General features: G+C 60.6%; 14 protein-coding genes. 10 read left to right on the top strand and 4 right to left on the bottom strand.

Annotation, left to right across the window (positions count from 1 at the left end):
• Positions 1 to 38: 38 nt before the first annotated feature.
• On the top strand, positions 39 to 2,720 hold the full coding sequence (locus H1B37_RS08135; RefSeq protein ID WP_182866146.1) for a VWA domain-containing protein: 2,682 nt from the start codon (positions 39 to 41) through the stop codon (positions 2,718 to 2,720).
• 297 nt (positions 2,721 to 3,017) lie between these two features.
• Here H1B37_RS08135 and H1B37_RS08130 read toward each other — a convergent pair whose 3' ends face one another.
• Positions 3,018 to 4,355: an anti-sigma factor family protein gene (locus H1B37_RS08130; RefSeq protein WP_182866145.1), complete on the bottom strand. Its 1,338-nt coding sequence runs from the start codon at positions 4,353 to 4,355 to the stop codon at positions 3,018 to 3,020.
• A 419-nt stretch (positions 4,356 to 4,774) separates the two neighbouring features.
• Between H1B37_RS08130 and H1B37_RS08125 the strand changes: the two genes are divergently transcribed.
• Positions 4,775 to 5,542: a class I SAM-dependent methyltransferase gene (locus H1B37_RS08125; RefSeq protein ID WP_182866246.1), complete on the top strand. Its 768-nt coding sequence runs from the start codon at positions 4,775 to 4,777 to the stop codon at positions 5,540 to 5,542.
• A gap of 282 nt (positions 5,543 to 5,824) precedes the next feature.
• On the opposite strand, the gene H1B37_RS08120 is transcribed toward H1B37_RS08125, so the two are convergent.
• The gene (locus H1B37_RS08120) at positions 5,825 to 7,156 is read right to left on the bottom strand and encodes a hypothetical protein (RefSeq protein ID WP_182866144.1); all 1,332 of its coding nucleotides are present in this window, start codon (positions 7,154 to 7,156) and stop codon (positions 5,825 to 5,827) included.
• A 207-nt stretch (positions 7,157 to 7,363) separates the two neighbouring features.
• On the opposite strand from H1B37_RS08120, the gene xylB reads away from it, so the two are divergent.
• The 4 genes from xylB to H1B37_RS08100 all read left to right on the top strand — a co-directional run bounded on the left by xylB (position 7,364) and on the right by H1B37_RS08100 (position 15,425).
• Complete coding sequence (xylB, locus tag H1B37_RS08115) at positions 7,364 to 8,887, top strand: xylulokinase (protein ID WP_182866143.1); 1,524 nt, start codon at positions 7,364 to 7,366, stop codon at positions 8,885 to 8,887.
• A gap of 2 nt (positions 8,888 to 8,889) precedes the next feature.
• On the top strand, positions 8,890 to 9,675 hold the full coding sequence (locus H1B37_RS08110; protein WP_182866142.1) for an enoyl-CoA hydratase/isomerase family protein: 786 nt from the start codon (positions 8,890 to 8,892) through the stop codon (positions 9,673 to 9,675).
• The gene (locus tag H1B37_RS08105) at positions 9,666 to 13,610 is read left to right on the top strand and encodes a protein kinase domain-containing protein (protein WP_182866141.1); all 3,945 of its coding nucleotides are present in this window, start codon (positions 9,666 to 9,668) and stop codon (positions 13,608 to 13,610) included. The genes H1B37_RS08110 and H1B37_RS08105 overlap by 10 nt, the downstream gene beginning before the upstream one ends.
• A 102-nt stretch (positions 13,611 to 13,712) precedes the next feature.
• Positions 13,713 to 15,425, top strand: coding sequence for an alpha-keto acid decarboxylase family protein (locus H1B37_RS08100; RefSeq protein WP_182866140.1), 1,713 nt, complete (start codon positions 13,713 to 13,715; stop codon positions 15,423 to 15,425).
• Positions 15,426 to 15,484: 59 nt separating this feature from the next.
• Here the strand turns inward: H1B37_RS08100 and H1B37_RS08095 are convergent, their stop codons facing one another.
• Positions 15,485 to 15,865 carry a hypothetical protein gene (locus tag H1B37_RS08095; RefSeq protein WP_182866139.1) on the bottom strand — a complete coding sequence of 127 codons (381 nt, stop codon included), beginning with the start codon at positions 15,863 to 15,865 and terminating at the stop codon, positions 15,485 to 15,487.
• A gap of 166 nt (positions 15,866 to 16,031) precedes the next feature.
• Here H1B37_RS08095 and H1B37_RS08090 point away from each other — a divergent pair, with 166 nt between their 5' ends.
• The 4 genes from H1B37_RS08090 to H1B37_RS08075 all read left to right on the top strand — a co-directional run bounded on the left by H1B37_RS08090 (position 16,032) and on the right by H1B37_RS08075 (position 22,987).
• Complete coding sequence (locus H1B37_RS08090; protein ID WP_182866138.1) at positions 16,032 to 16,358, top strand: hypothetical protein; 327 nt, start codon at positions 16,032 to 16,034, stop codon at positions 16,356 to 16,358.
• Between the two features lie 53 nt (positions 16,359 to 16,411).
• Positions 16,412 to 20,008 (top strand): GEVED domain-containing protein, encoded by a 3,597-nt coding sequence (locus H1B37_RS08085; RefSeq protein ID WP_182866137.1) that lies wholly within the window; start codon positions 16,412 to 16,414, stop codon positions 20,006 to 20,008.
• Positions 20,009 to 20,201: 193 nt separating this feature from the next.
• On the top strand, positions 20,202 to 21,002 hold the full coding sequence (locus H1B37_RS08080; protein ID WP_182866136.1) for a phosphatidylinositol-specific phospholipase C/glycerophosphodiester phosphodiesterase family protein: 801 nt from the start codon (positions 20,202 to 20,204) through the stop codon (positions 21,000 to 21,002).
• Positions 21,003 to 21,094: 92 nt separating this feature from the next.
• On the top strand, positions 21,095 to 22,987 hold the full coding sequence (locus H1B37_RS08075) for an alkaline phosphatase D family protein (protein WP_182866135.1): 1,893 nt from the start codon (positions 21,095 to 21,097) through the stop codon (positions 22,985 to 22,987).
• A 655-nt stretch (positions 22,988 to 23,642) separates the two neighbouring features.
• Here H1B37_RS08075 and H1B37_RS08070 read toward each other — a convergent pair.
• Positions 23,643 to 24,296 carry a nuclear transport factor 2 family protein gene (locus H1B37_RS08070; protein ID WP_182866134.1) on the bottom strand — a complete coding sequence of 218 codons (654 nt, stop codon included), beginning with the start codon at positions 24,294 to 24,296 and terminating at the stop codon, positions 23,643 to 23,645.
• Between the last annotated feature and the right edge of the window lie 130 nt (positions 24,297 to 24,426).

Genomic DNA, 24,426 nt, shown 5'->3' with positions numbered 1-24,426 from the left:
CTCCATCGCCAGCCAACTCGCCCCCGAGGCAACTTTCCATGTCTGATTCCAACCGCCCCAACGAAGCAACCGGCACGCCGTCGCTGTGGGATGACACCCGGATCACGGCCTATGTGATGGGAGAACTCTCCCCGCAGGACGCCGCTGCGTTCAAGCAGGAAATGGCGGCTAACGAGGATTTGCGCGCGGCCGTCAACCAAGCCGGTCGCGTCACCACCGAGCTGCAAACACTCTTCGCCGAAGAACCCTCGGTCACCCTGGACAGTGATCGACGCGAACAAATCCTGGCGGCATCGACAAGCGGTTCCCTGACTGGCGAACAACTCGCTGCCGGGCGTGCCATCCAGCTACCTCTGCCAGCCGACTCCCGATCACCGAAACGCCTGGTGCCTTGGTTATTGGCCGCCGCGGCAGCGGTGTTGCTGGTCGTGGCCATCGTGCCGGCCTTCAAGCAAGCCGAACTCGCCCAGCGTCTCGCCGAGCCAACAGCATCCGAGCCGCAGCCATCGGAGGATGCACCGGTCCGAAAAGATGACGCGACCGATGATGACTCCTCACTGAATTCCATCGCTTCGGTCTCCGACGCGAGCAAAGAAGCGGCCGAAATGCCGCGACGACTCGGTCGTGTCAAACGCCAACTGACGGAATCCGAGTCGATCGCTCAGGAAGCAGACCACGGCGAGATGATGACCGAGACTGCCCCGACGATGGACGCACTGTCTGTGGCCCCAGGACGGGACGCTCCAGAAAGTTTTTCCGTTGCACCCAAGAGTCGATCGGCCAACGCAAAGGAGGCGCGTGACGCAAGCGTTCGCATTACGGAACCGATGCGGGAAGCGGAATCATTGCGGGGATCCGATCTCGCCGCTGATCCGCATCCCTTCGCAGACCCCGCGCCCGCCGGACCGACCATCGCTCCACGCCCAGCGCCTGCGGGGATCAGCGCCGCCGGCCAATCGGCGCCCGCGACGACAACGACCGGGCCAGCGTTTGAAGCACCGATGTTGTCCAAACCGGTGATGACTCAGTCCGTCCGAAGTCGGCGGTTGCAAAGCCAGGTCAAAGCCGAACTTGCCCCCGCCGACTCGCCCGCGTCGGGCGCCGTCCCCACCGAAGACTTTGAGATCAACCTGGCCGAGGAGGCGGAGTCCGAAGGGCGCGTCTCGCAACGACGCCGGCAACCGTTCGGGGATTTTGCCGTCAAGCAAAGCGAATCGAAGCGAGCGGAATTGCCGTCGCCCCTGGAATTGCACGCAATGCCTTTCACCGACGGCGATCGCTTTGATCCGATCGTCGAAAACGAATTTAAATCGGTCCGCCAACATCCGCTCAGCACGTTTTCGATTGACGTCGACACCGCCAGCTACAGCAAAGTCCGACGCTCGCTGGTCGAGGGCCGATTGCCGCGTCCGGATGCCGTGCGAATCGAAGAGCTGATCAACTACTTTGACTATCACTACCAAGCCCCCGGCAACGAATCCGATCATCCCTTTGCGACCAACGTCACGATCGCCGACTGCCCCTGGAACAGCGAGCATCGGCTGGCGCGGGTCGCGATCCAGGGCAATACGATCGATCGTGATTCCCGCCCGCCGTGCAATCTGGTATTCCTGCTGGACACCAGCGGATCGATGAACCAGCCGAACAAATTGCCGCTGGTGATCGAGGGCATGAAAATGCTGACCAAGCAACTCGGCAAAGAAGACCGCGTGGCCATCGTCGTTTATGCCGGTTCGGCCGGGATGGTGCTCGATAGCACCCCGGCGGGAAAAAAGAAGAAGATCAACAAGGCGCTTTCACAGTTGTCCGCCGGCGGCAGCACCAACGGGGGCGCGGGAATCCAATTGGCCTATGCCACCGCCCGAGACCACTTCATCAAGGACGGCGTCAATCGAGTCGTCTTGTGCACCGACGGCGATTTCAACGTCGGACTGAGCGGCACCGACGAACTGGTTCGGCTGATCCAAGAAGAAGCGTCCGACGGGATCTTTTTGACCGCCCTGGGGTTCGGGATGGGAAACCACAACGACGCGATGATGGAGCAAATCAGCGGCAAAGGAAACGGGAACTACGCGTTCATCGATACCGCCAACGAAGCCCACAAGGTCCTGGTCCGCCAAACCGATGCCACGCTGGTGACAATCGCCAAAGACGTCAAGTTGCAACTGGAATTCAACCCTCGCGTCGTTTCCAAGTACCGATTGATCGGCTACGAGAATCGCGTGATGGCCAAAGAGGATTTCAATGACGACACGAAGGACGCCGGTGAAATCGGTGCCGGTCACCAAGTCACCGCGTTTTACGAATTGGTGATGACCGGCGACCAGGACCACGCCGACGATGCCCCAAGCGATGACAACCGGCGTCCCGTCGACCCGCTGAAGTACCAGAGCTCACCCGAATTGACCGAAGCGGCTGCGAGCGACGATGTGTTGACGTTAAAACTGCGTTACAAACAACCCGACGGCGACACCAGCACGCTGATTCAACAGAGCGTCAAAGACGGCGAACAAGCCTTTGCGAAAACGGATTCGGAGTTCCGCTTCGCCGCCGCGGTGGCCGCCTTCGGCATGCAACTGCGGCAAAGCGAGTTCGCCGGCGACTGGACCCTTCGCAACGTCTTGGAAGTCGCCCAGGCAAACGTCGGCACCGACGAGTTTCAACTGCGATCGGAGTTCGTCGATCTGGTGTCGACCGCGCTGCGATTGACCGGGCAATGATGTTTGAGCGACAGGCCCCGTTGCGATCGTCCGCCGTTTCAATGCCCGTACGCTCGCGCGAAACGGCTGATCCCACGTTTGATCAGATAAAATCAACAGGTGGGGCTGGCTGAAAATCTCAGCTGACATCAGCCGGTTCCCGCAATTGCTCCCGCTACTTGGACGCCAGCGCAAATCGGGTAAGAAGATTTCGGAGGTAAGAAAATGATGAGGTGCACCATCCATTCGACCTGGGCAATCTTCCTACCTCCAAAAACTCTTCCTACCTCTCCGCTTGCCAGGCCGTCCTGTCACGTGTCAGCGAACCAGGAATAGAATGTTGGCCATCTGGTCGGGGCCGTTGTCATCGAGCGGATTGCCACCGGCAGCGATGCCCCCTGGGGCCGGGGCGCTCAGCAGTTTTGCTTCTTGCTCACCCTGGATGGGAATGAACGAACGATCGGCCAACTGATTGACCCAAGCATCAAACACGCCGTCGGCATCACTGATGATCGGAACGATGTGGCCCTGATGACGGATCTTGGTGGGGTCGACGGTTCGGACCGATTCGATCGAACGCAGCAACGGTGCATCCAATTGGACACTGATCGCGGAAAACCCGACCGCTTCGATGCCGTCGCGGTCGCGAACCAAATGCATCACCAACCGGTCGAGTTTCTTGGCGGGCGATTCCAGCAGCAGTGCCCGCGGTGCTGCGTCGCCCCGTGCTTCGCTGCCCGGATCGGCCGCGACCGCGCGGGCAAGTGCCTCATCGACCCGGCGCTCGTCACTTTCCATGATCTGAATCTCGGCCAGCGCCCGATCGAAGGCACCGGTTTGCCGGCCCGCTTCGGATTGCTTGATCTCCACAACCATCAACATGCTGAGCGGTTTCAAGGCGACAAACGACTGGCTGTCAGGTGTCGTCGGCATCGCGTCAAGATCGGGGACGGACGTCTCGGACACCGACGCGTCGCGGCCCGGAGCATTCGGACTCGCATCGGCCAGTTGCATTGCCGGCGGGTTCTGGCCGTCGGGTTGCATCACCGGTGCCGGTTCGGGGCGCAGGTCATCCAGCGGACCGGTCACCTCTGGCGGCGTTGGTCCCTGATCGCTGGCGACGATCGAATCCGACATCGCTTCCGGAGTCACCGGCGGGGCAAGTGCATCCTCGGGCTTCGGCACCGCATCTTGCTCGGGCATCACCCGGGGAGCTGCGACCAGTTCATTGTCCGACGGCCCGTTCGGCGCGGTGCCGGAGAACTGCCGCGCGACCAATCCGATGAACAACACCGATGCCGCCAGCCCGGCGACCATCGCGACCAGACGGGGTTTTGAGATTGAGCTGGCGGGCCGGGGCGTGACAAAGGAATCGTTTGCGGCCAACCGCAACGGGTGGTCACTACGCAACTCCTCCGCCTCGGCCCGTGCGATCGCGGCTTGGACCACATTGTCGGCAAACCCATCGGGCAATTGCGGCACCGCCAGCATCGTGTCACGAAACGAGTCGCGTTGGCGTATCAACGCCTCCAGCCGCTCGCGGGCGGTGGGATCGTCGCGTAACATCTGGTCGACCCGGGCGCGCTCGTCGCCGCTGAGCGCATCATCCAGATGCGCCGAAAGCAGTTCGTCGAGTAATTCTTCTGGTAAAGCCATTGTTGAATCCGTCGCCGACAGGTTCCGATGTCATATCGGATCTACCGGGCTCAATGATACAGTGGATAGCGGTCGCCAAGTGGGGGCAACAAACAGCGTCACGCCGGGGTGAGGAGTCCGCCGAACGCCAGGGGCGATTCGTCGTCAACGCAAATCGGATGAGCACAAGGGGGAGAAAGTTCCAAAAATTCCCGCAGCTGACCATTCTTTTCTCCCCAGATGTTGGGTTTTTCGTCCATTCGGCCGTGTCGCGGGATTTTTTTTGGGTCCGTTGCCGAACAAAATGCGCGGCCCTGATATCCGCCCCGGCCCATTCGGATTGCAACCAACCGTAGTGTGCGACCGCCTTCCCCGCTAACCGAGAGTGCTGCGTGAATCACGATTCCACCCTGGAAACCAACCGCCGCGTGTACGACCGAATGGCCGATTCGGGCGATCCGCTTTGCCGCCCGGCCAGCGAAGAAGAATTGTCGCGGCCGTTGTCGGTCGTCGACCAGGCCGGCTGGCTGGGCGGATCGATCGCCGGAAAACGCGTGCTGTGCCTGGCCGCCGGCGGGGGTCGCCAGAGCTCCCTGTACGCGGCCGCCGGCGCCGACGTGACCGTGGTCGATCTCAGCGGCGCGATGCTGGAACTCGATCGCAGGGTGGCGGCCGAGCGTGGCTATCGGATGCGAGTGCTGCAAATGACCATGGAAGACCTGTCGGGATTGGCCGACGCGGAATTCGACATCGTGATCCATCCGGTCAGCACCTGCTATGTCCCTTCGGTCGCGCCGGTGTTTGCCGAAGTCGCGCGGGTCACGCGCCCCGGTGGACTGTACATCAGCCAACACAAACAACCGATCAGTTTGCAAGCGGGGTACCAGCGCTCGGTCGATGGCTTTCCGGTCCGACACGCCTACTACCGCGACACCCCGATTCCGCCGCCGGACGTGATGTCGGCCAGTGCCAAACGGTTGCGTGAACACGGCGCGATCGAATTCCTGCACCGCTGGGAAGACCTCGTCGGCGGACTGTGCCGGTCGGGGTTTGTGATCGAGGACCTGATCGAACCGCTGCATGCCAAGCGCGACGCGGCGGCGAACAGCTTCGCCGATCGAGCGACGTACATTCCGCCCTATGTCCGCATCAAGGCAAGGCGGATCGGCAGCTCGTCGACAACCACTGCGAAAATCATTACGCCGTGAGGGGAGTTGGGAGTTGGGAGTTGGGAGTTGGGAGCTGGGAGCTGGGAGTTGGGAGCTGGGAGTTGGGAGTTGGGAGCTGGGAGCTGGGAGCTGGGAGCTGGGAGAAGAGTGGGGGCAGAAAAATGCGTGTGGGAGTGGGGGAAGCGGAGATAAAAATGCTGGACCGTCTCCGAAACCTGAAACCCGAAAACCTGAAACCCGAAACCCGAAACCCGAAACCCGAAACCCGAAACCCGAAACCCGAAACCTGAAACCTGAAACCTGAAACCTGAAACCTGAAACTCACCCGCCAAACCCGAGCGTCCGTTTCCAAGCGACCGATTGCTGGATGCGGCCGATTTCATCGGTGATCGCGTCCCATTGTGTGGCGGCCTCGGCGAGCGCTTCGGCGGCCGATTGCTCTCCGGCCAGACAGCGTCGGACTTGGCGGTCGAGCACTTGGTAGTAACGATCGGCTCCGGGCAGGACCAACCCCGGCGCCACTTGCAGCGTTTGCAGACGCTCGACCAGCCAACGCACGTAGGCACTTCCCGACTGCATCGACTCGTTCTCCGGACTGGTTCGCGTTTGTGAGAACAGTTCGGATTGTTGGCGGACCGTTGAAATCCGCTGGCCGCCGGAGAGCCATCCGATGAATTGCTTGGACGCGTTGGTTTGCCGGCAACCGCTGCTCAAACAAGCCAGTGGCGTTTGCGGCCCCAGCCACAATTGATCGGTTTCGGTTTCCTGCGGGCAATCGAAAACGCTGATGTCGAATTCCTCGCGTTCTTGTGGCGGTTCGTCGGTTGGCGCTTCCTCGGTCGCAGGCTCGCTTGCGACCGCCGGGGCCTCGTATCCGATTCCGCCGACCAGTTCCCCGCCGGCGATGGCCTGCCAGATTTGGCCCGGTGTCATCGCCGACGATGCGTACAGACCTGCCGTCGCGGCCAGTTGTTCCAGCGCCGCGACGTAGTCTTCGCTGTCGATCTCCGGCTTCATCGTCGTTCGGTTGAACAGCCAGCGACGCGTGAAGGTGGACGCGCATCGATTCAGAAACGAGCTGGCGGCCCAACCGGGGGCCAGCGGCTCGGCGGCCTTGCCATCGAGCCCCTTGACCCAGTCGTGGTACTCGCTCCAGGTCTCGCACTGCGATTGAGAATCGATGGCCAGCCGGGCGAGCATTTTGGCACCGACCGCGACGCCCCAGGTCGATCCGCCGTAATCGCCCAGTGAATTGATCACGGCCGGCAGCGGTTTGCCGTACTCCTTTTGGTACTCCTTCAGCAATTCGGCACTGAACCGAACCGCCGCGTCCTCGGCATGGATTTCCCCGAGATAGCTGTGCGGCGTGATCGCGACATCCGAGAGCAGCATTTGCCGTGTGAAACGCACCGCGGGGCTTTCGCCGGCGGGATCGAACACCTCGATCTCCAGCGGGTGCTCATGCGTCATCGACCAGGCCAATTGGATCGATTCGGCAACCGAAGCGTCACCGACCAACAGGATGCGTAGCGGCACGTCGGTGCGAGCGGCCGGAGCGGCATCGCGGCCGGATCCGGCATCGTCGGAGCCGGAATCGCCGCAACCGGCGATCATCGACGCGGCGAGGATCGAGACGGCCGTTCGGCGATCCAATGGACGGGATCGAAAGTCACCAGACATGGTAGCGGGCCGCGTCGGTCGCGGCGTTTCTCGGAAATTCGGGCGTACGTGCGAGCCTTTTTGGCAAAACCATTCCCGCCGACAGACGATGGAAATTACAGTCCGGCGGCGGCGCGATAACATACGCATCGCCCGGCGATCGGGTTCGGCAGGAAAGTTTCATTTCGAAGAAGGCGCAACATGAGTCATTATCTGGGGATCGACATCGGGACCAGCGGTACGAAAACGCTGCTAATCGACGCGAGTGGGCAGGTCATCGCCGAAGCGGATGCGACGTATCCGATGGAGCAGCCCAAACCGGGCTGGACACAGCAAGACCCGGAGGACTGGTGGAAGGCGACGGTCAAGACGGTGCGTGCGGTGATGCGAAAATCCGGCTGCAAACCCGCCGACGTCAAAGCGATCGGATTGAGCGGCCAGATGCACGGCAGCGTCTTTCTGGACCGCGACGACAACGTCATTCGCCCCGCGCTGCTGTGGAACGACCAGCGGACGGCGGCTGAGTGCGACGAGATCACGTCGGCCGCCGGAGGACGCAAACGCCTGATCAAAATGGTCGCCAACCCCGCGCTGACGGGATTCCAAGCGCCCAAGGTGCTGTGGCTGCGGAACAATGAAAAACGAAACTTCGACGCCTTGGCCAAGGTCTTGTTGCCCAAGGACGACATCCGCCGACGCTTGATCGGCGACTACGTGACCGAAGTCAGCGATGCCAGCGGCACGTTGTTTCTGGACGTCGTCGGGCGCAAGTGGTCCACGGCGCTGCTGTCCAAACTCGGACTCGATTCGGACCTGTTGCCCCGCGTGGTGGAAAGCGATGAAGTCACCGGGACGCTGACCAAGGCGGCGGCCAAAGCGTTGGGGCTGACCACCGATTGCAAGGTCGTCGGCGGTGCGGGCGATTGTGCCGCCGGGGCGGTCGGCAACGGGGTGGTCAAGAAAGGTGTGCTCAGCACCTCGATCGGCACCAGCGGTGTGATGTTCGTCCACAGCGACCAGCCCCAATACGACGCCGCCGGACGATTGCACACGTTTTGCCATGCCGTCAACGGCGCCTGGCACATGATGGGCGTCAACCTGACCAGCGGCGGTTCGTTGCAATGGTGGGTCGAATCCGTCTTGCAAGGACTCGCCGGCATGGGCGGCAAAGACGTCTATCAAGCCGCGACGGCCGAAGCCGGGCAATGCCCGGCCGGCAGCAACGGCCTGGTGTTCCTGCCGTACCTGAACGGTGAACGCACACCGCACGCCGACCCGCATGCACGCGGCGCCTTCGTCGGGTTGAACCTGACGCACACGCGCGGCTCGATGACCCGCGCCGTGATGGAGGGCATCACGTTTGCTCTGCGCGATAGCTTGGAAATCATTCAATCGTTGGATGTCCCGGTCCGCGAAATCCGCGCCTCCGGCGGCGGCAGCAAGAACCCGTTCTGGCGTCAAATGCAAGCCGACGTGTTCGGCAAAAAGATCACGACATTGAAAGTCGAACAGGGACCGGCCTATGGCGTCGCGCTGTTGGCCGCCGTCGGCGATGGGGCCTACAAGAACGTCCAATCGGCGTGCAAAGCGACGATCGAAGTGGCCGAGCAAACACCGGCGGATCGAAAATCCGTCAAGGCCTACAATGACTTGTTCCCCGTCTACCGCAAACTCTACACTGACTTGCGGGATTCGATGCAGACCTTGGCCGGATTGCAACAGTAAACATGCAGCACGTTGAATTAACGATCGTCGACCAAATTGCGACGCTGGCACTCGATCGCCCCGAGGTCTGCAACGCGCTCGATTCGGCGTTGATCACCGATCTGGCCCAGGCACTCTCGGACGTGCACCAGGAACGGCGCGTCTGGGCGGTGTTGATCACCGGCAAAGGCGACCATTTTTGCAGCGGCGTCGATCTCAAGGCGTTCGCCAAAGTCGCCGAGTTGGAACCGATCGACGCCCAGGTGCAGTGGTTTGAAACCTGGCGCGAGCTGACGGAGTTGTGCGAGACGATTTTGCGGTTTCCCAAACCCGTGATCGCGGCGGTCGATGGTCAAGCGATCGGCGCCGGGCTGGCCGTCGCACTGGCCGCGGACATGATCGTAATGTCCGACCGCGCGTTCCTGACGGCCAACGCGGCCGAACGGGGACTCATCGGCGGTTTGACCGCACCGCTGCTGTCGTTTCGTTTCGGTGCGGCAATCGCCGCGCGGATGCTGTTGACCGGATCGCCGATCGACGCCGCCGAAGCGTATCGATTGGGCATGTGTTGCGAGGTCGTCGCGGCCGACCAGATCTGGATCACCGCGAGCGACTGGGCCAAACGCTGCGCCGCCGCCCCGCGTGAATCGCTGCAAGCGACCAAGCGGATGCTGAACGAAGGGATCGGCGAGGCGCTGCTGACCAACCTGACCAACGGCGCCGCGACCGGCGCGACGTTGTGCAACACCGAATCGGCGGCCGAAGGGATCCGAGCGTTCGTGGAAAAACGGATTCCCCAGTGGCCCTGAGCGTCGACGAAATCGCGACCCACGCGCTCAGCCTGCTGGATCCGGTCGAGCGGCAGGAGTACTTGGCGGCGGCGTGCGGAGACGATTCATCGCTGCGGAAGCAAGTTGATTCCTTGTTGGCGGCATTGGAATCGGTCGACGACGCCAGCTTCCTGGCCTCGGGGCTGTTCGGCCCGCAAAAGGCTGCGGCCGCCGCCGACGGATCGGGCAACGGCTCCGCTACCGGTTCCGGTGGTCGCCGAGCGGACGAATCCAGCGGTCGATTCGAACTACGCAGCAAGCATGCCGTCGGAGGGCTGGGCGAAGTCTGGGTGGCTTGGGACCGACAACTCGGTCGTGAGGTGGCGCTCAAACAAATGCGCGGTGAGTGGGCCGGCAATTTCAACGCCGCGGCGCGGTTTCGTCGCGAGGCGGAGATCACGGGATTCTTGGAGCACCCGGGCGTCGTCCCGATCTATGCGTTGGGACAACAGGACGACCGTCGCCCGTTTTACGCGATGCAGTTCATCCGCGGGCGCACGCTTCAACAGGTCGTCGAAGAAAAACTCAATCCACGTCGGCCATCCCCCACGGCCTCGTCGCATGAACGATCCACGCCCTGGTACGACACCGACTCGCTGCGGAAATTGCTTGATCATTTTGTCGACGTCTGCCAAACCATCGACTACGCACACAGCAAGCAAGTCGTCCATCGCGATTTAAAACCGGCCAACATTATGCTGGGGGCCTATGGGCAAACGCTGGTCGTCGACTGGGGGTTGGCCAAATGGTTGGACCCCGCGGCGCGCCCCAGCGATTCACCGGGAACCGAACGAGAGATCGAACAACAGCTCGAAGCCACGCTCTCGCTGGACAACCAACACGATTCCTCCGTGGATGAAACCCGCCAGGGCACCACGTTGGGCACGCCCCGCTACATGAGCCCCGAGCAGGCGGCCGGAAAGATCGACCAGATCGGCACGGCCGCCGACGTGTATTGTCTGGGCGCGACACTGTATTTCATCCTGACCGGGCAGGCGCCCCACTGCGGTGAAGCCGACCTACAGTCGACGTTCGATCGCATCATCGAAGGTCGATTCGACCCGCCGCTAAAGATTCGCTCTCAAATCCCCAAGGCCCTGCAGGCGATCATCCTGAAGGCGATGGCGACGCAGATGACCCAGCGCTATGCCAGCGCGGGCGAACTGGCCGAGGACGTGCAAAAGTATCTGGCCGATCAACCGGTCAGCGTGTTTGTCGCTCCGCCCATCGAACGCACCTTGCGTTGGGCACGCAATCACCGCGCGCTCACCGCAGCCTTGGCGGTCGGGTTGTTGCTGACGTTCGTTGGCACCATTTCCGGTTTGTTGGTGCGTCAGGAAATGAACCGACGGGCGATGGAAGCGGCGCGGATCGATGCCGAACGAGAACGCGAGATCGAATTCCAAGAACAGACGCGGCGGATGGAAGCCGTCGCGGCGTCCGGTGCCGCGATCCAACGCGGCGACGCCGCGCTGGCCGAAAGCCGCTATGCCGATGCCGCGGCCTTGTTCGGTGTCGCCATCGACCGGATGGAGAACCAGGAATCGTTGGCCGACGAGCGCGAGAGGCTGATCGTCCGCCGCGATCGAATGGAACGGTTGGGACGATTTCATGCGTTCAAACGCGACGGCGAGGATCTGGTCCATCTGTCGCGTTCGACCGAAGCCGCGGTGTTGCTGCAAGCCTCCTTGCAGGAGCTGGGGTTTTGGGACAGTGACACCTGGTGGGACGACCTGCCCGATGACGACCTGACCGCACTGCAACGGGATCGACTGCGTTGGCAGGTCTATCGAATTCTGACCAGCCTGAACTCGTTGTACGTGACCCGAATGGCGGTCGCGATGGGCAGCGATCCCGACGGCGGATCACCGAGCATGTTAAAGCTGATCCGCAGCTACCTATCATCGGGCGTCGGCAAACGCGAGGCGCGGGCGGCGATGGAATTGACCAGGCGGATCCACACGTTTCGCCGCAGCGAAGCGGCCCGTTGGCTGGGCAGCATCGCCTCCTTTCGGATCAATGGTGGCAAACGCGTCGAGCCGGCCGAACTGGGGCCGCCGCGAAACCCTGCCGACGGCCAACAGTTGGCCATTTTCAGTTTGATCGCCAGCGTTGATGCCAACTACCGATCCTGGTTCAACGATTACGGTGCGACGTTTATGGCGCCGAGCGACGATGATCCGGCCGACCGGGCGATCGACGTTGCATTGGAATCGCTCAGGCGCGTCAGCGACAACGCACCGGATGATTGCTGGATCCGTCTGCCCACCGCCCAGGCGTATTACTTGAAGGCACAGCGGGCCGAAGCGGACGACGATTTTGAATCCGCGCTGGAGTACTACGAACTGGCACGCGCCGAATACGGACGCTGCATCGCGATCCGCCCCGACGCCGCCTTCGTCGTCGCCGATCGCTCCACCGTCGCACTCCGCCAAGCCGTCTTGTTGCGCGATCATCCTCGATCCGATGCGAACCACCACCGCCGCGCCAAGGAATTGCTGCGGACCAGCTTTCGCGATGCCAGCCGCGCCCAGCGTCTGGAGCCGAACTTGCACTGGGTGTACTGGCACGTCGGGGCGACCGCCGCAGAACTGGGGCAGATCGACACGGCCATCGAAGCCTTTTTCCAGGCCGTCGAAATCGGATTGGACCTGCAAGACACGATGGACGGTCCCCTGGTGCGACTGGACGACCTTCGCGGACGGGCCCAAGCGATCCGATTCGCCTACCAAGACGCGGATCGGATCGAGCGTCTGACCGGTCCCGATCCGGCCGCCGCACGCTGGGCCTCACTGATCGCCTCGCTCGAATACTCGCGCGGCAGCCTGGATCCCGCCCGGGTCTGGTCGGCCAAAGCGATCGAATTGAATCCCGAAAATCCACGCGGTCATCAGATCGCCGGATGGTGTGCGTTTCAGGACCAGGATTGGGAAACGGCCCGGCAACATTTTCAAAACGCGATTCGGCTTTCCCCGGACGACGTGGTCTCGCTGATCGGCGCCGCCCGCGTCGCCGAACAGGTCGACTCGCCGACACCGGACGGACATCTGCAGAACTCCGACCGCTGGTACCGTGCAGCCATCGACGCGGCCGTCAGCGCGCGACATCGTTCGACGGCTTGGTTCGGTTTGGCCAAACAGCACTTGCGTCTTGGATCGCTGGACAACGCGTTTGCGGCGATCGAATCGGCGCGAACACTGGACCCGGCCTGTGACGTGGCCCGGTTCATCGATCTGTCGCGCGACCAGGCCAGGCGGTTGCTGTTGCGTGCTCGCCAGACGCGCGAGGAAAGCGAGAAGCAGGCGATACTGGATCAGATCAAGTCGCTCAAGGAGTTTGTGGATCAAATCGCTTCGCTGCCGATCGCCTCGGCCAACCAGATCGTCGATTCGGCGAGCGACCGGCCTCCGTCCTCTCTGGCGTTGCTCGGCGGCGATTTTGAGTTGCCGCTGGAAACCTATTGGCAAATCGAAGCGACCGATCCCTCCGGTGATCGCAGCCGGCAAGTTCTCGGCGGCAGTCTCCCGTTGGCGATCACGCCCGACGCGGCCGCAGGCGACAACGCATGTTTGTTGATTCGCCGCGCCGTCCCCTCGCGGCCGACCGGCAATTGGCAATTGGTCCAAACCGTGCCCGCGACCACCGCACAAGATTACCGACTTTCAGTGATGGTTCAAACGATCGATGCCCAGCACCAGATCGCACAACTGATCGTCCGTCACGCCGGGAAGGAATTGAGCCGTCTGGAATTGTCCGGTCAGCGCGGCGTCTGGACCCGACGGACGAGCGAGTTCTCCGTTCCCCGAGTGGAATCGTCGATCGAACCGGTGGAAATTTGCATCGAAGTCGCCGATCCCCAACGCGGAAGTGTCCTGCTGGACGATATTTCTGTGACTTTGGTTTCGCGGCAATAGGCTGCGGACATCGGTCGCGACGAATCGACAGCCGCTCCCTGCCGAGGTCGTGCGTACAATAGCGAACAGTCCACACGAAAACTTCTTCAGGGGAAATTTGCGATGGATGCGATTCAACCGGCGACGGGAAAATCTGGGACCGCCGCATCAACTCGGCGCGTGACCGCGAATGTCTCGATCGCACAGTACTTGATCCAGCGACTACAGGACTATGGGATCGGACACATGTTCGGCATCCCGGGGGACTATGTCTTGTCGCTGTACAGCGAACTGGAAAAGAGCCCGATCGAGATGATCGGCTGCACCCGCGAAGACTGCGCGGGGTTCGCAGCCGACGCCTACTCCAGGCTGAACGGCATGGGGGCGCTTTGCGTCACGTACTGTGTCGGCGGACTGAGTGTCTGCAATTCGATCGCAGGGGCGTGGGCGGAAAAATCCCCGGTCGTGGTGGTGACCGGATCGCCGGGATTGAAGGAGCGATCCAGCGGCGCGCTGTTGCATCACATGGTGCGTGACTTTCGCACCCAGTACGAGGTGTTTGAAAAATTCACGATCGCCGGCGCGGAACTGTCCGATCCGCTGACGGCGTTTGCCGAGATCGATCGCGTGCTCGATGCCTGTGACCGTTTCAAACGTCCGGTGTATTTGGAATTACCGCGTGACATGGTGCATGTGGTTCCGCCGATCGCACACGGTTACCGGGGATCCAGCCACGTCAACGACTCGCAGGCGACGGCCGAAGCGATTCGCGAAACCAGTTCCCTGATCGCATCGGCGAAATCGCCGGTCATCTTGGCCGGTGTCGAATTGCATCGGTTCGGGTTGCAAGATGAATTGCTGCGTCTGGCGGAATCGGCCAACATTCCGATCGCCACGACGATGCTGGGAAAAAGTGTGATCAGTGAACGTCATCCGATGTTCATCGGGTTGTACGAAGGCGCCTTGGGTGACCAAGCCGTCACCCAGTTCGTCGAGAACAGCGACTTGGTGCTGTTGTTGGGCGCGTTCATGAGCGACATCAACTTGGGAATTTTTTCCGCCAAGTTGAACCCAAGTCGCTGCGTGTATGCGACCAGCGAAACGCTGCGGATCTCGCATCACCACTATCACAACGTCGGTTTGAAAGAGTTTCTCGTCGGGCTGGGCGAAGCGGATTTGGTTCCGCGGCAGCAAGCGATTCCCGAAGACCTCTCGTCCACCAAACGCGGCGCGTCAAAACACGCCGAACCCGGCGACGGGGGTTTGCGGACCAGTTGGATGATGAGCCGGTTGAACCGTGTGATCGACGCGGACACGATTGTGATTGCCGACGTCGGTGATTCGTTATTCGCGGCGACCGAATTGACGATCCATGAACGCGGGGAATTCCTTAGCCCGGCTTATTACACGTCGATGGGATTCAGCGTTCCCGCGGCGTTAGGTGCGGCGACGGCGCGTCCCGACCATCGCGTCGTCGTGCTCGTCGGCGACGGCGCGTTCCAGATGACCGGTCAAGAACTCAGCACGCTGATTCGCTACGGTCACCGCCCGATCGTGATCGTGCTAGACAACCATGGCTACGGCACCGAACGTTATCTGCATGCCGGTGATTGGGAATACAACGAAATCCAGCCCTGGGATTTCGGCAAGCTGCTGGACGTCTACGGCTGCGGAACAAGCCACTACGCGGAAACGGAATTGGAGTTTGAGCGGGCCCTGCAAGACGCTTGGGCCACGCCCGACCAGCCGCATTTGATTCATGCCAAACTGGTCGAGGGTGACGGCAGCGATACGCTGAAAAACTTAGCCGATCGGATGAGTAAAACCGTGGGATAGGTTGTTCATCTTTCCGCGGTGCAATGACAGTCTGGAAGCCTCTCCCAGTTGATCGGTGTTCAACTGGGCTTGTGCTTGCTGTGACACGCCTTGCAATTGGACGCCTTCTTGAGCATCGTGCCGGCGTCATCCTTGCCTTCGACGGCGGCCTTGCCGGCTTTCACCAACGCGCCGGTCAGTGCTTTCCAGCTTTCCTCCTCTCCGCGTGGCGGTTCGTTCTTGGAAAGTGCCACCAGCATCGCGTGCAACTTCTTGACGTCTTCGGCCGATGCATCACCGCCGGCGACCTTCTTCAACAGCGGCCCCTTAAAAGCCTCTTTCATCACCTGCTTGGTCTTGAACTTGGGCTTGTCGCCATCGTCGTCCGCGGCAATCGCAGGCAACCCGATGAAGCCTGCGGCGGCCAAACAGACCAGACTCCCGAAAATCTTCGCTCGCATCGTTGTCAACTCTCTTAATGGTAGGATGAAGAAAAACCGGCCCGGGCGCTCTTCCAGGTAGGCTTAGATATAGGCGATCGGCACGCCGTACGCTACAAGCCTCGCGCTTCGGAACGATAAATCGCAAAAAGTTCAAGGACAGACTGACAACGGCAACCAATTCTTCATGAATCATTCGAGCGAAAACCAGTGGGATCGGGACGAAGCGATGGAGGCGGTCGATGCGGCGATCGCTCGCGGCAAAAAGATCGAAGCGGTCAAGCTTTATCGAGAGTTTTCCGGTCAATCACTTCGCCAATGCAAGGCCTTCGTGGAATCACGGATGAAACAAACACCGCCGGGCTTGGACGACACGGAGGGTGATTCGGCGTCAACCGACCCGACCGCGATCGACTCCCAACGCTCGGGTTGTTTTCCCATGCTGATGTTGATTCTCAGTTTCGCCGGCTTGTGCTGCATCGGCGGGTTGCTGGGAACTATAATCCGCGAATGAAACTCTCATTCGGCCCCCAAAAACAACGTCGTCAATCGAGGCGCAGACTCCCGTTGCTGCAATCATTGGGGCATCGGAAACTGCTCGCTGCGGGAGCGGATCTGGCGTTCTACGAGTTTGCCAACCACACCAACGTCACGCCCGAACTGTATTCGGTCGACACGCATGCCGAGACGCTCGCCAGCGAGATCAGTTCACCGCTCAGCCTGGGCTGGACGGGCAACGGCCAGCCCCCAAACGGTCTGGCGCTTGGCGGTGCTTTCAACGAGACCAGCGAACCGACACCCGCCGGTGGACAAGAAGACTACTTTGAATTGACGATCACACCGATCGACGGATACGTGCTGGATCTTGCCCGATTCAGCATGCAAATCCGTCGCAATGATCCGGATTCGAAAGACAGTTATTCGGTTTACTTTGATAACGATCCGGGGCCGGGCGGCAATAATTATTCGACCAAGCTGGCCAGCGGACAGATCACCAGCGAAGACGTTTTTGAATCGGTTCACGTTCCACTGGAAGGGATCCCAGAATTGAGCGGGCAAACGACACCGGTTACGTTTCGAGTCTACGCGTGGGGAACGGTCGGATTGAATACCATGCGTTTGGACAACATCCGCGTCCAAGAAGTGCAACAGACGGTGGATGAATCGTCGTTGGCGTATTACGGCGACGCCGGTCGATTGATTCACCCGTTGGACGCGTTGGGCAACCGCATCGCCGACTTTTCATCGGCCGGTTATCGCAACAGCGACCAGCCGTTGCCCGATGTCACCGCAACGATTGATCCGTCACGATTTGTGACCGTCGCACCGACGGCCGGTGACGACATGGCGGCGTTGCAGGCGGCGATCGATCAGGTCGCGACCTTTCCCGTCGGCCCGGATGGTTATCGCGGGGTCGTGCAATTGACCGCGGGCGAATATCAAATCAGCGACCAACTGACCATCCTGGACGACGGCGTGGTGCTCCGCGGCGTCGGCGACGGTGAAGATCCGTTGACCAGCACGATCCTCCGCGGCACCGGGACAACACAACGCTCGCTGATTCTGGTCGGCCAGCCATCGGGATGGGCGTCGGGCATCTCCAATACGACCCACAACATCGTCGATAAATATGTGCCGGTGGGGGCGACCAGTCTGCGCGTTGATTCGACCGCCAACTGGAACGTCGGTGATCCGATCATCGTCAAACGCCCCAGCACGGCCGAGTGGATTTCGGAGATCGGAATGGATTCGATCCCGCCGCGCAGTGACGGCGGCACGGTGAATCAATGGGAACCGGGCGGAAATTTCGATCACCTGTACGAACGCGTCATCACACGCATCGAAGGCGATCGCGTGTTTTTCAACGCGCCTTTGATGTCATCGTTCCAGCAGGAGTTTGGTGGCGGCACCGTGTTTCGATACACGTTCCCCCGTATTGAAAATGTCGGCATCGAAAACATTCGCGGCGTCTCGGATTTCACGAGCCCGACCGATGAGGCACACGCGACGACGTTCATCGAACTGCAGTCGGTCCGAGACGCCTGGGTTCGGAACGTCACCGGCCAGCACTTCGTGTTTGCCACCGTTCACGCCACCAGCCGCGCGCTGCGTGTCACGGTGGACGATGCACAAAGCTTGGACCCGGTTTCCATCATCACCGGCGCCCGCCGATATCCGTTCACGATCGACGGCCAATTCGTCTTGATGCGCAACCTCTATTCGGAAAATGGGCGACATGATTTTGTCAACAACTCGTCATGGCGCAACCGCGGTCCGAATGTGTTTCTCGATGGCGTCGCGGTCGACTCGCACAGTTCGACCGGACCACACCAACGCTGGTCCTCGGGAACGCTGTATGACACGATCTCGACCGACAACATGATCGAAGCTCGCAACCGGGGAAACTTTGGCAGCGGACACGGTTGGGGTGGCGCCGGGATGGTGTTTTGGAACGCCCGCGCCGATCAGTTCATCGTCCAGAACCCACCGACGGCGCAGAACTGGGTGATCGGTTCGACAGGCACACTAGTCAACGAGACCCGTTTCGGGCCCCAACCCCCGGCAACGGTCGACGCCCACGCCACCCCGATCGATTTCGGTGACCCGCTCAACCCGACCAGCAGCCTGTTCGTCGCCCAGCACAATCAACGGATGGCAGGTCCGAACAGCCAAACGCGTGAGTACGTGCTGGGGGATTTCGACTTGCTCCAGTTCGACGGATCGGCGTCGGCCGACACGCTGCCCGTCGATCCGAGTTGGCTGGCCGAGGTGACAACCCTGGCTGGCGGGACGCCGATTCGGTCCAGCGACCAGACAACCGACGGCCAGTATGTCCCGTTCAGTTTCCAGTACTCGCTGGCCACTCACGAGGTGGTTCGCTCGGCGGTGCTGTCGCTGGGACTGCGGGGAACCGGCACAGCGACCACCGGTGACGCGATCTGGATCGAAGACGTCTCGTCGCCGCGCTCGCTCGCCGCGCTCGGCATCACCGCTGCCTTGTCAACGACCGAGACCACAACGTTGACGGTCGAGTTGACCGGCCGTGATCTGTTCGCCTTGCAAGACGGACGGTTGGATGTCTTGCTCGGACAACACAGCGCTCTGGACTGGGCTGCGCTGAATCTGTCGGTCACCGAACTCGACAATTTTGATTTCGGTGATGCGCCGGCGACCTATCCCACGACCCTGGCGCAAGACGGAGCACGCCATGGAGCGACGGGGCCGCGCCTGGGCGCGACCCGTGACGAAGAATCCGATGGCGTCGCATCCCCCACCGCCGACGGTGAACTGGACGATGGCGTGTTGTTCGGTGCCATCAACATCGGTCATCCGATGGCAGGTGTGAACATCGATCTGCAAAACGCGGACGAAGCCAAAGTCGACGCGTGGATCGACTTCGATCGCGACGGGATTTGGCAACCGAGTGAACAGATCCTTTCCGCAGCCCCCGTCTTCGCCGGACTGCAAACACTCAACTACAACCTGCCGGAATCGGCGCCGCTGGGGCAGACCATCGCTCGCGTCCGGCTCAGTTCGGTCGGCGGATGGCAACCGACCGGTTTCGCCTTTGATGGTGAAGTCGAAGATTATTCGGTGACCGTTCAAGCCGCCGTCGCCCCGGCGATCGAAAGCATCGTGATCAACGACGGCCAGTCACAACGCTCCCGCGTCGATCGGCTGACGGTAACGTTCAATGGCGAAGTCGAAACGACCGAAAACGCCTTTTCAGTGCGCGACCGGGCAACCGACCAGCAGGTGGATCTGTCGCTTGCGATTGATCTTCAAGACGGAAAGACAATCGCGACGTTGACATTCTTGCCCGGTCCGGCGGTCGCCACCGCTGCAACCGGCCTTCACTCGCTCCGCGACGGCAACTACGAACTGACCATCGTCGGATCCCTGGTCACATCCGGCCGGTTGGGGATGGACGACGACGCCACCTTCGGCGATCAAGCATCCGATGCGTTCTTTCGATACTACGGAGACACCGACGGAGACCGTGATGTGGACGGCCAAGATTACGGCCGCTTCGGATTGACGTTCCTGCGTTCCCCGACCGATGATGGATTCCGCTCCGACCTCGATTCCGATGGCGACAACGATGTCGACGGCCAAGATTACGGACGCTTCGGCAGACGGTTCCTCAAACGACTAAATTTTTAATCCCGATTTTGCACAGCCGAGTTGCCGCGTCGCCCAATCCGCCCCTGACAGTCCCCAGGCGTGCGTAACAAACCCAACCTTCATCATTCTGCCCCGCATCATTCTGCCCCGCATCATTCTGCCCCGCATCATTCTGCCCCGCATCATTCTGCCTTCTATCGTTTTGCCCCCATCGTCTTGCCCCCCAAAGCCCATGCACCGAACCATCGCCACCTGTCTGCTCCTCACCCTCACCCTCGTCCCCGCGTCAACGCTGCCCGCCCAATCGGACCGCCCCGTCCACCAAGCCCACGCGCACAACGACTACCTGCACGACCGTCCGCTGTTAGACGCCCTCGACCAAGGATTTGGCAGTGTTGAAGCAGATATCTATTTGGTCGATGGCGAGCTGTTGGTGGCCCACGACCGAGACAAGACGTCGCCCGAACGCACCTTGCAAGGACTGTACCTCGACCCGCTGCGGTCTCGAATCAAGCAAAACGAAGGCAGTGTCCACGGTGATGGGCAAACACTGACATTGTTGATCGATCTCAAATCCGAAGGCGAATCGACTTACCACGCCCTGGACGCCGTCCTTTCCCAGTACGACGACATCTTGACCCACGTCGATGACCAAGGTGTTCATCCGGGCCCGGTCACCGCGATCATCAGCGGCAATCGAGCCGTCGACGTGATCAAGTCCGATCCGACGCGTTACGCCGGAATCGACGGCCGGCTCTCGGATTTGAACACGGACCTGTCAGCCGACCTGATGCCGCTGATCAGCGACCACTGGGGCCGCAACTTCAGCTGGCGTGGCGACGGGGAGATGCCTCCGGCCGAACGAGAACGATTGAATGGAGTGGTGGAAAAGGCCCATGCCGCCGGACGTCGTGTTCGGTTTTGGGCCACGCCCGACGACCCGGCCGTGTGGGCGTTGCTGGCCGAGGCGAACGTGGACCTGATCAACACCGATGACCTGACGGGACTTGCAGAATTCTTGCGTTCCCGATAGCACGACGACCGCCACACGTGCCGGCACCCGATCGGATAGACTGCGCCCGAAGCCCCATCGTGTTCCCCTTTTCGCCACCTTGATTGTCCACCATGCGAACCACGCTCGCCTGTTCTTTGGTTGCTCTGGCATCGATCGTCCACGCGCAAGACACTCCGCCGCCCAAGCATCATGTGGCCGACCCGGCCGACGCCTCGATTGCGATTTCCAACGCACGCGACCCGATCCGGTTGACGCACGGCCCGATGCTCGGGCAGCCTTCGGCGACCTCGATGCGAGTCTGGGCGCGGACCTCTGATCCCGGACAATTCGAAGTCCATTACGGCACTGCGGCCGACGCCATGGACTCGGTCAGCGAGCCCGGCGAGACGACGATCGGTCACGACAACACCGGAGTGGTGGATCTGGTCGGTCTGAAAAGCGACACCCGCTACCACTATCAAGTTTGGGTCAACGGTCGGCCGCACGGTTTGCCCGGCAGCTTTCACACCTTGCCCAGTGCTGCCGGGGCGCGAAACGACACCTATAACCCCGACGGACTGTTCAACTTTCGTTTCCAGATCGGATCCTGCGCCAACCAAAACCCGCTGCATGGCGGCGGGCATCGGGCGACCACGTACGAACACCTCAATCGCGACTGGGCCGACAAGGTCCATTTCCACGTGATGAACGGCGACTGGCTGTACGAGGAGCAAAGGCGGTATCCGCCCCAGGCTTGGCAATTGGTCCAGGGTGCCAGTGCGATGCCCCGCGTCGCCCAAATCGCACCGACCATCGTCGGCGTCTGGGAAAACTACAAACTGTATCTCGACCGCGGTGAATCGTTATCGCAGTGGCATCGGCATGTGCCCAGCTACTTCACGTTCGATGATCACGAATTGGTCAACGACATCTGGGGATCGGCGGAAACGGGCAAACGCCATCGCCGCACCGTTTTTCGCGACATCGGGACCCAAGCCTGGTACGACTATTTGGGTTGGGCCAACCCGACCGAGTACCACCACCCGATTCATTTCGGCAAAGCGACGATGCGCCGCGACAGAGACCTGCTGTACGACCAGAACGCCGACTTCACCAAGATGCCGCTTTCTGAAATGGGAAACCTGCACGTCCACTGGGGCACCCCCGAAGCCGGCGTGAACGACATGCAATACGACGACGATTCCGGACACAAGAACTCGTACGTCTACGACATTGTCGAAGTCATCGACCCGCACACCTTGCGGTTGCACATGCCGGCTAAGGTCGACGACACCAACGTCAGCTATTCGATCGGCCGTCGCAGTTACGGAAAAAAGCGGATCGGCAATTGCGAGTTTTATTTCATCGACACGCGTGGCGATCGTCAAATGCACGACGTGACCGAGCGGGACAAGCCGGGCGTTTCGATGTTGGGCCGCCCGCAACGCGAATGGTTGCTGCGCAGCATGCGTGAAAGCGACGCCGATTTCCGCTTCGTCATCTCCACGGTCCCCTTCATGATCCCCCACAGCGGCGCGGGCGGATTCGAAGCCGATGCGGCGAACAAGGAAGAAGCCTGGACGGGATTCTTTGATGAACGCGAGTTCTTGATCGCCGAGTGGGAAAAGATCGGCAAGCGTGTGTTCGTGATGACCGGCGACTTGCACAACAGTTTCGCGATCAAGGTCACGGACAACGTTTGGGAGTTCTGTTGCGGGCCACACAACAGCGTCAACCACGTCCCGGTCAACGACGAAAGCGACCGCCCGGCGACGGGCAAGTTCAAGTTCGGACCGCGCGAGTGCGACATCCGCTGGAGCAGTTACATCCTTCCCGATCTGCCGCGACTGGAGCGGTTGTACCCATACTTCTGTGTCGTGCAAATCAACAACGTCTTCAACATGCCGCAGAAGTTGGGTGGGAAACGTCTGGTCGCTTACCCCCATCCCCAAGTCGTCTTCCAGTACTACGACGGCCGAACGGGTGAACTGGCCTACGCCGAATCGATTTCGACGGAGCGGTGAGCGGTAGAGAGGCGGCAAAACCATGGGGGCAAAACGATTTCGGGCTGTCATTGGAGCGTCCGCCACATACAGGCTGGAGTCGCTGCTCCGGCAGCGGCCGCAGGGCAGTGGAGGCAACACCACCAATACACGCAGCGGTGTCCGCCACCGACGGCACGAACGAAAGCTGCTTCTAGACGGTGATCGATACACCGATGCGGCGAAACGGGAGGCAACAGCTATTCTCCGAAGGGAGGAATCTCTTCCGTTCTTTGCAACGGCGTTGCCGGGATACGATCACAACACACGCTCCGTGCGGCTGGATCGCATTCCGATTTCAGTCGGTTGGCGAATCAGATCGAATAACCTGGAACCTTTCACAGAGGTTAAACGGATCGCGCAGATTCTGAACTATTCGTCCAGTGATCGACCGGTTCAGCGCGATGTAGATGCGTCCCGACGGCATTTCATCGTTGATCCCGACCTCTGCCAAATCTTTCTCGGTCTACAGAGTGTTTTGCCAAACGTATTGAATTGCCTTGTCCTAGGTACAAAACCGAATGGCTTTTCGTCGTGTCTGAACTGCTTGAACGATGTCGGTGCGAACACTGATCCAGGCGATATGTGGTGGAGGCAAATTCAGAATCCATAGCAGCATTCCGCATTTGTCGAATGCTCACATGCAATTCCGGTCCTCCGTATTGTGCTGAGACAAGACCAAATCATTGTGCTCGCGCAGAAAACTGATTTGCAGATCCGTGAAGACCATCAGTGTGCAACCATTGGCTGCGATCCGACGTTCCGACGCACTGATGCCGTGGTAGTTGCGAGCATGTTTCATTCGCATGGACCAAAAAACGGCGATTTCTCCGTTTCTTGAAACAACGTGATCGACCGAAAACTCAATCTGTTCAAATGCCTCCAAAGCTCTGCGATAGTGCGCTAGCGCGGCTGCTCGGCCTCGCTTGCTGCTGTTCTCCACAAACACGGTCACATCTGCAGCTAAAATGGAGTCGAGTAACTTTAGGTCATCATCGTTGAAAATCGCGTTCAGAGCATCGCTGGCTATCTCAGCCCGCTGGTCCAGCGATCGGCCGGCAACATATTGCCCCAAGTCTCTGTCATTTGCGTCGGCAACGTGTTCGCGATAGGTCGCTACAACATCGTCGAGAGTTTGCAGTGCAACTGGACCACCGCTTTCTAGCTTGCGAATCAACCGCTCGGTGTAGCCAGATTTTTGTGCGGCAATTTGTTGCGTCCAACCGATCCGCACGCGAAGCTCCTTGAGCCGCTGTCCGTCGACGCTTGTGCTAATTCTCGCTTGAGACATTCTCCCGAAGATTCCAGCGTTATCCTTGGTAATTTCTTAATACAACGCGACCTTTGGCATTTTTTGACCGAACGATGAATCGATGACTCGCGTGTGTTGGCGAAGTCCGGGGAGCAAATTGCTCGCTTCG

Origin of the sequence: Stieleria mannarensis (genome assembly GCF_014154935.1) — a bacterium.
In the GTDB taxonomy this organism is placed as follows: domain Bacteria; phylum Planctomycetota; class Planctomycetia; order Pirellulales; family Pirellulaceae; genus Stieleria; species Stieleria mannarensis.
Note: the sequence above shows the minus strand (reverse complement) of the source record. Positions and strands in the feature narration are given on the sequence as shown.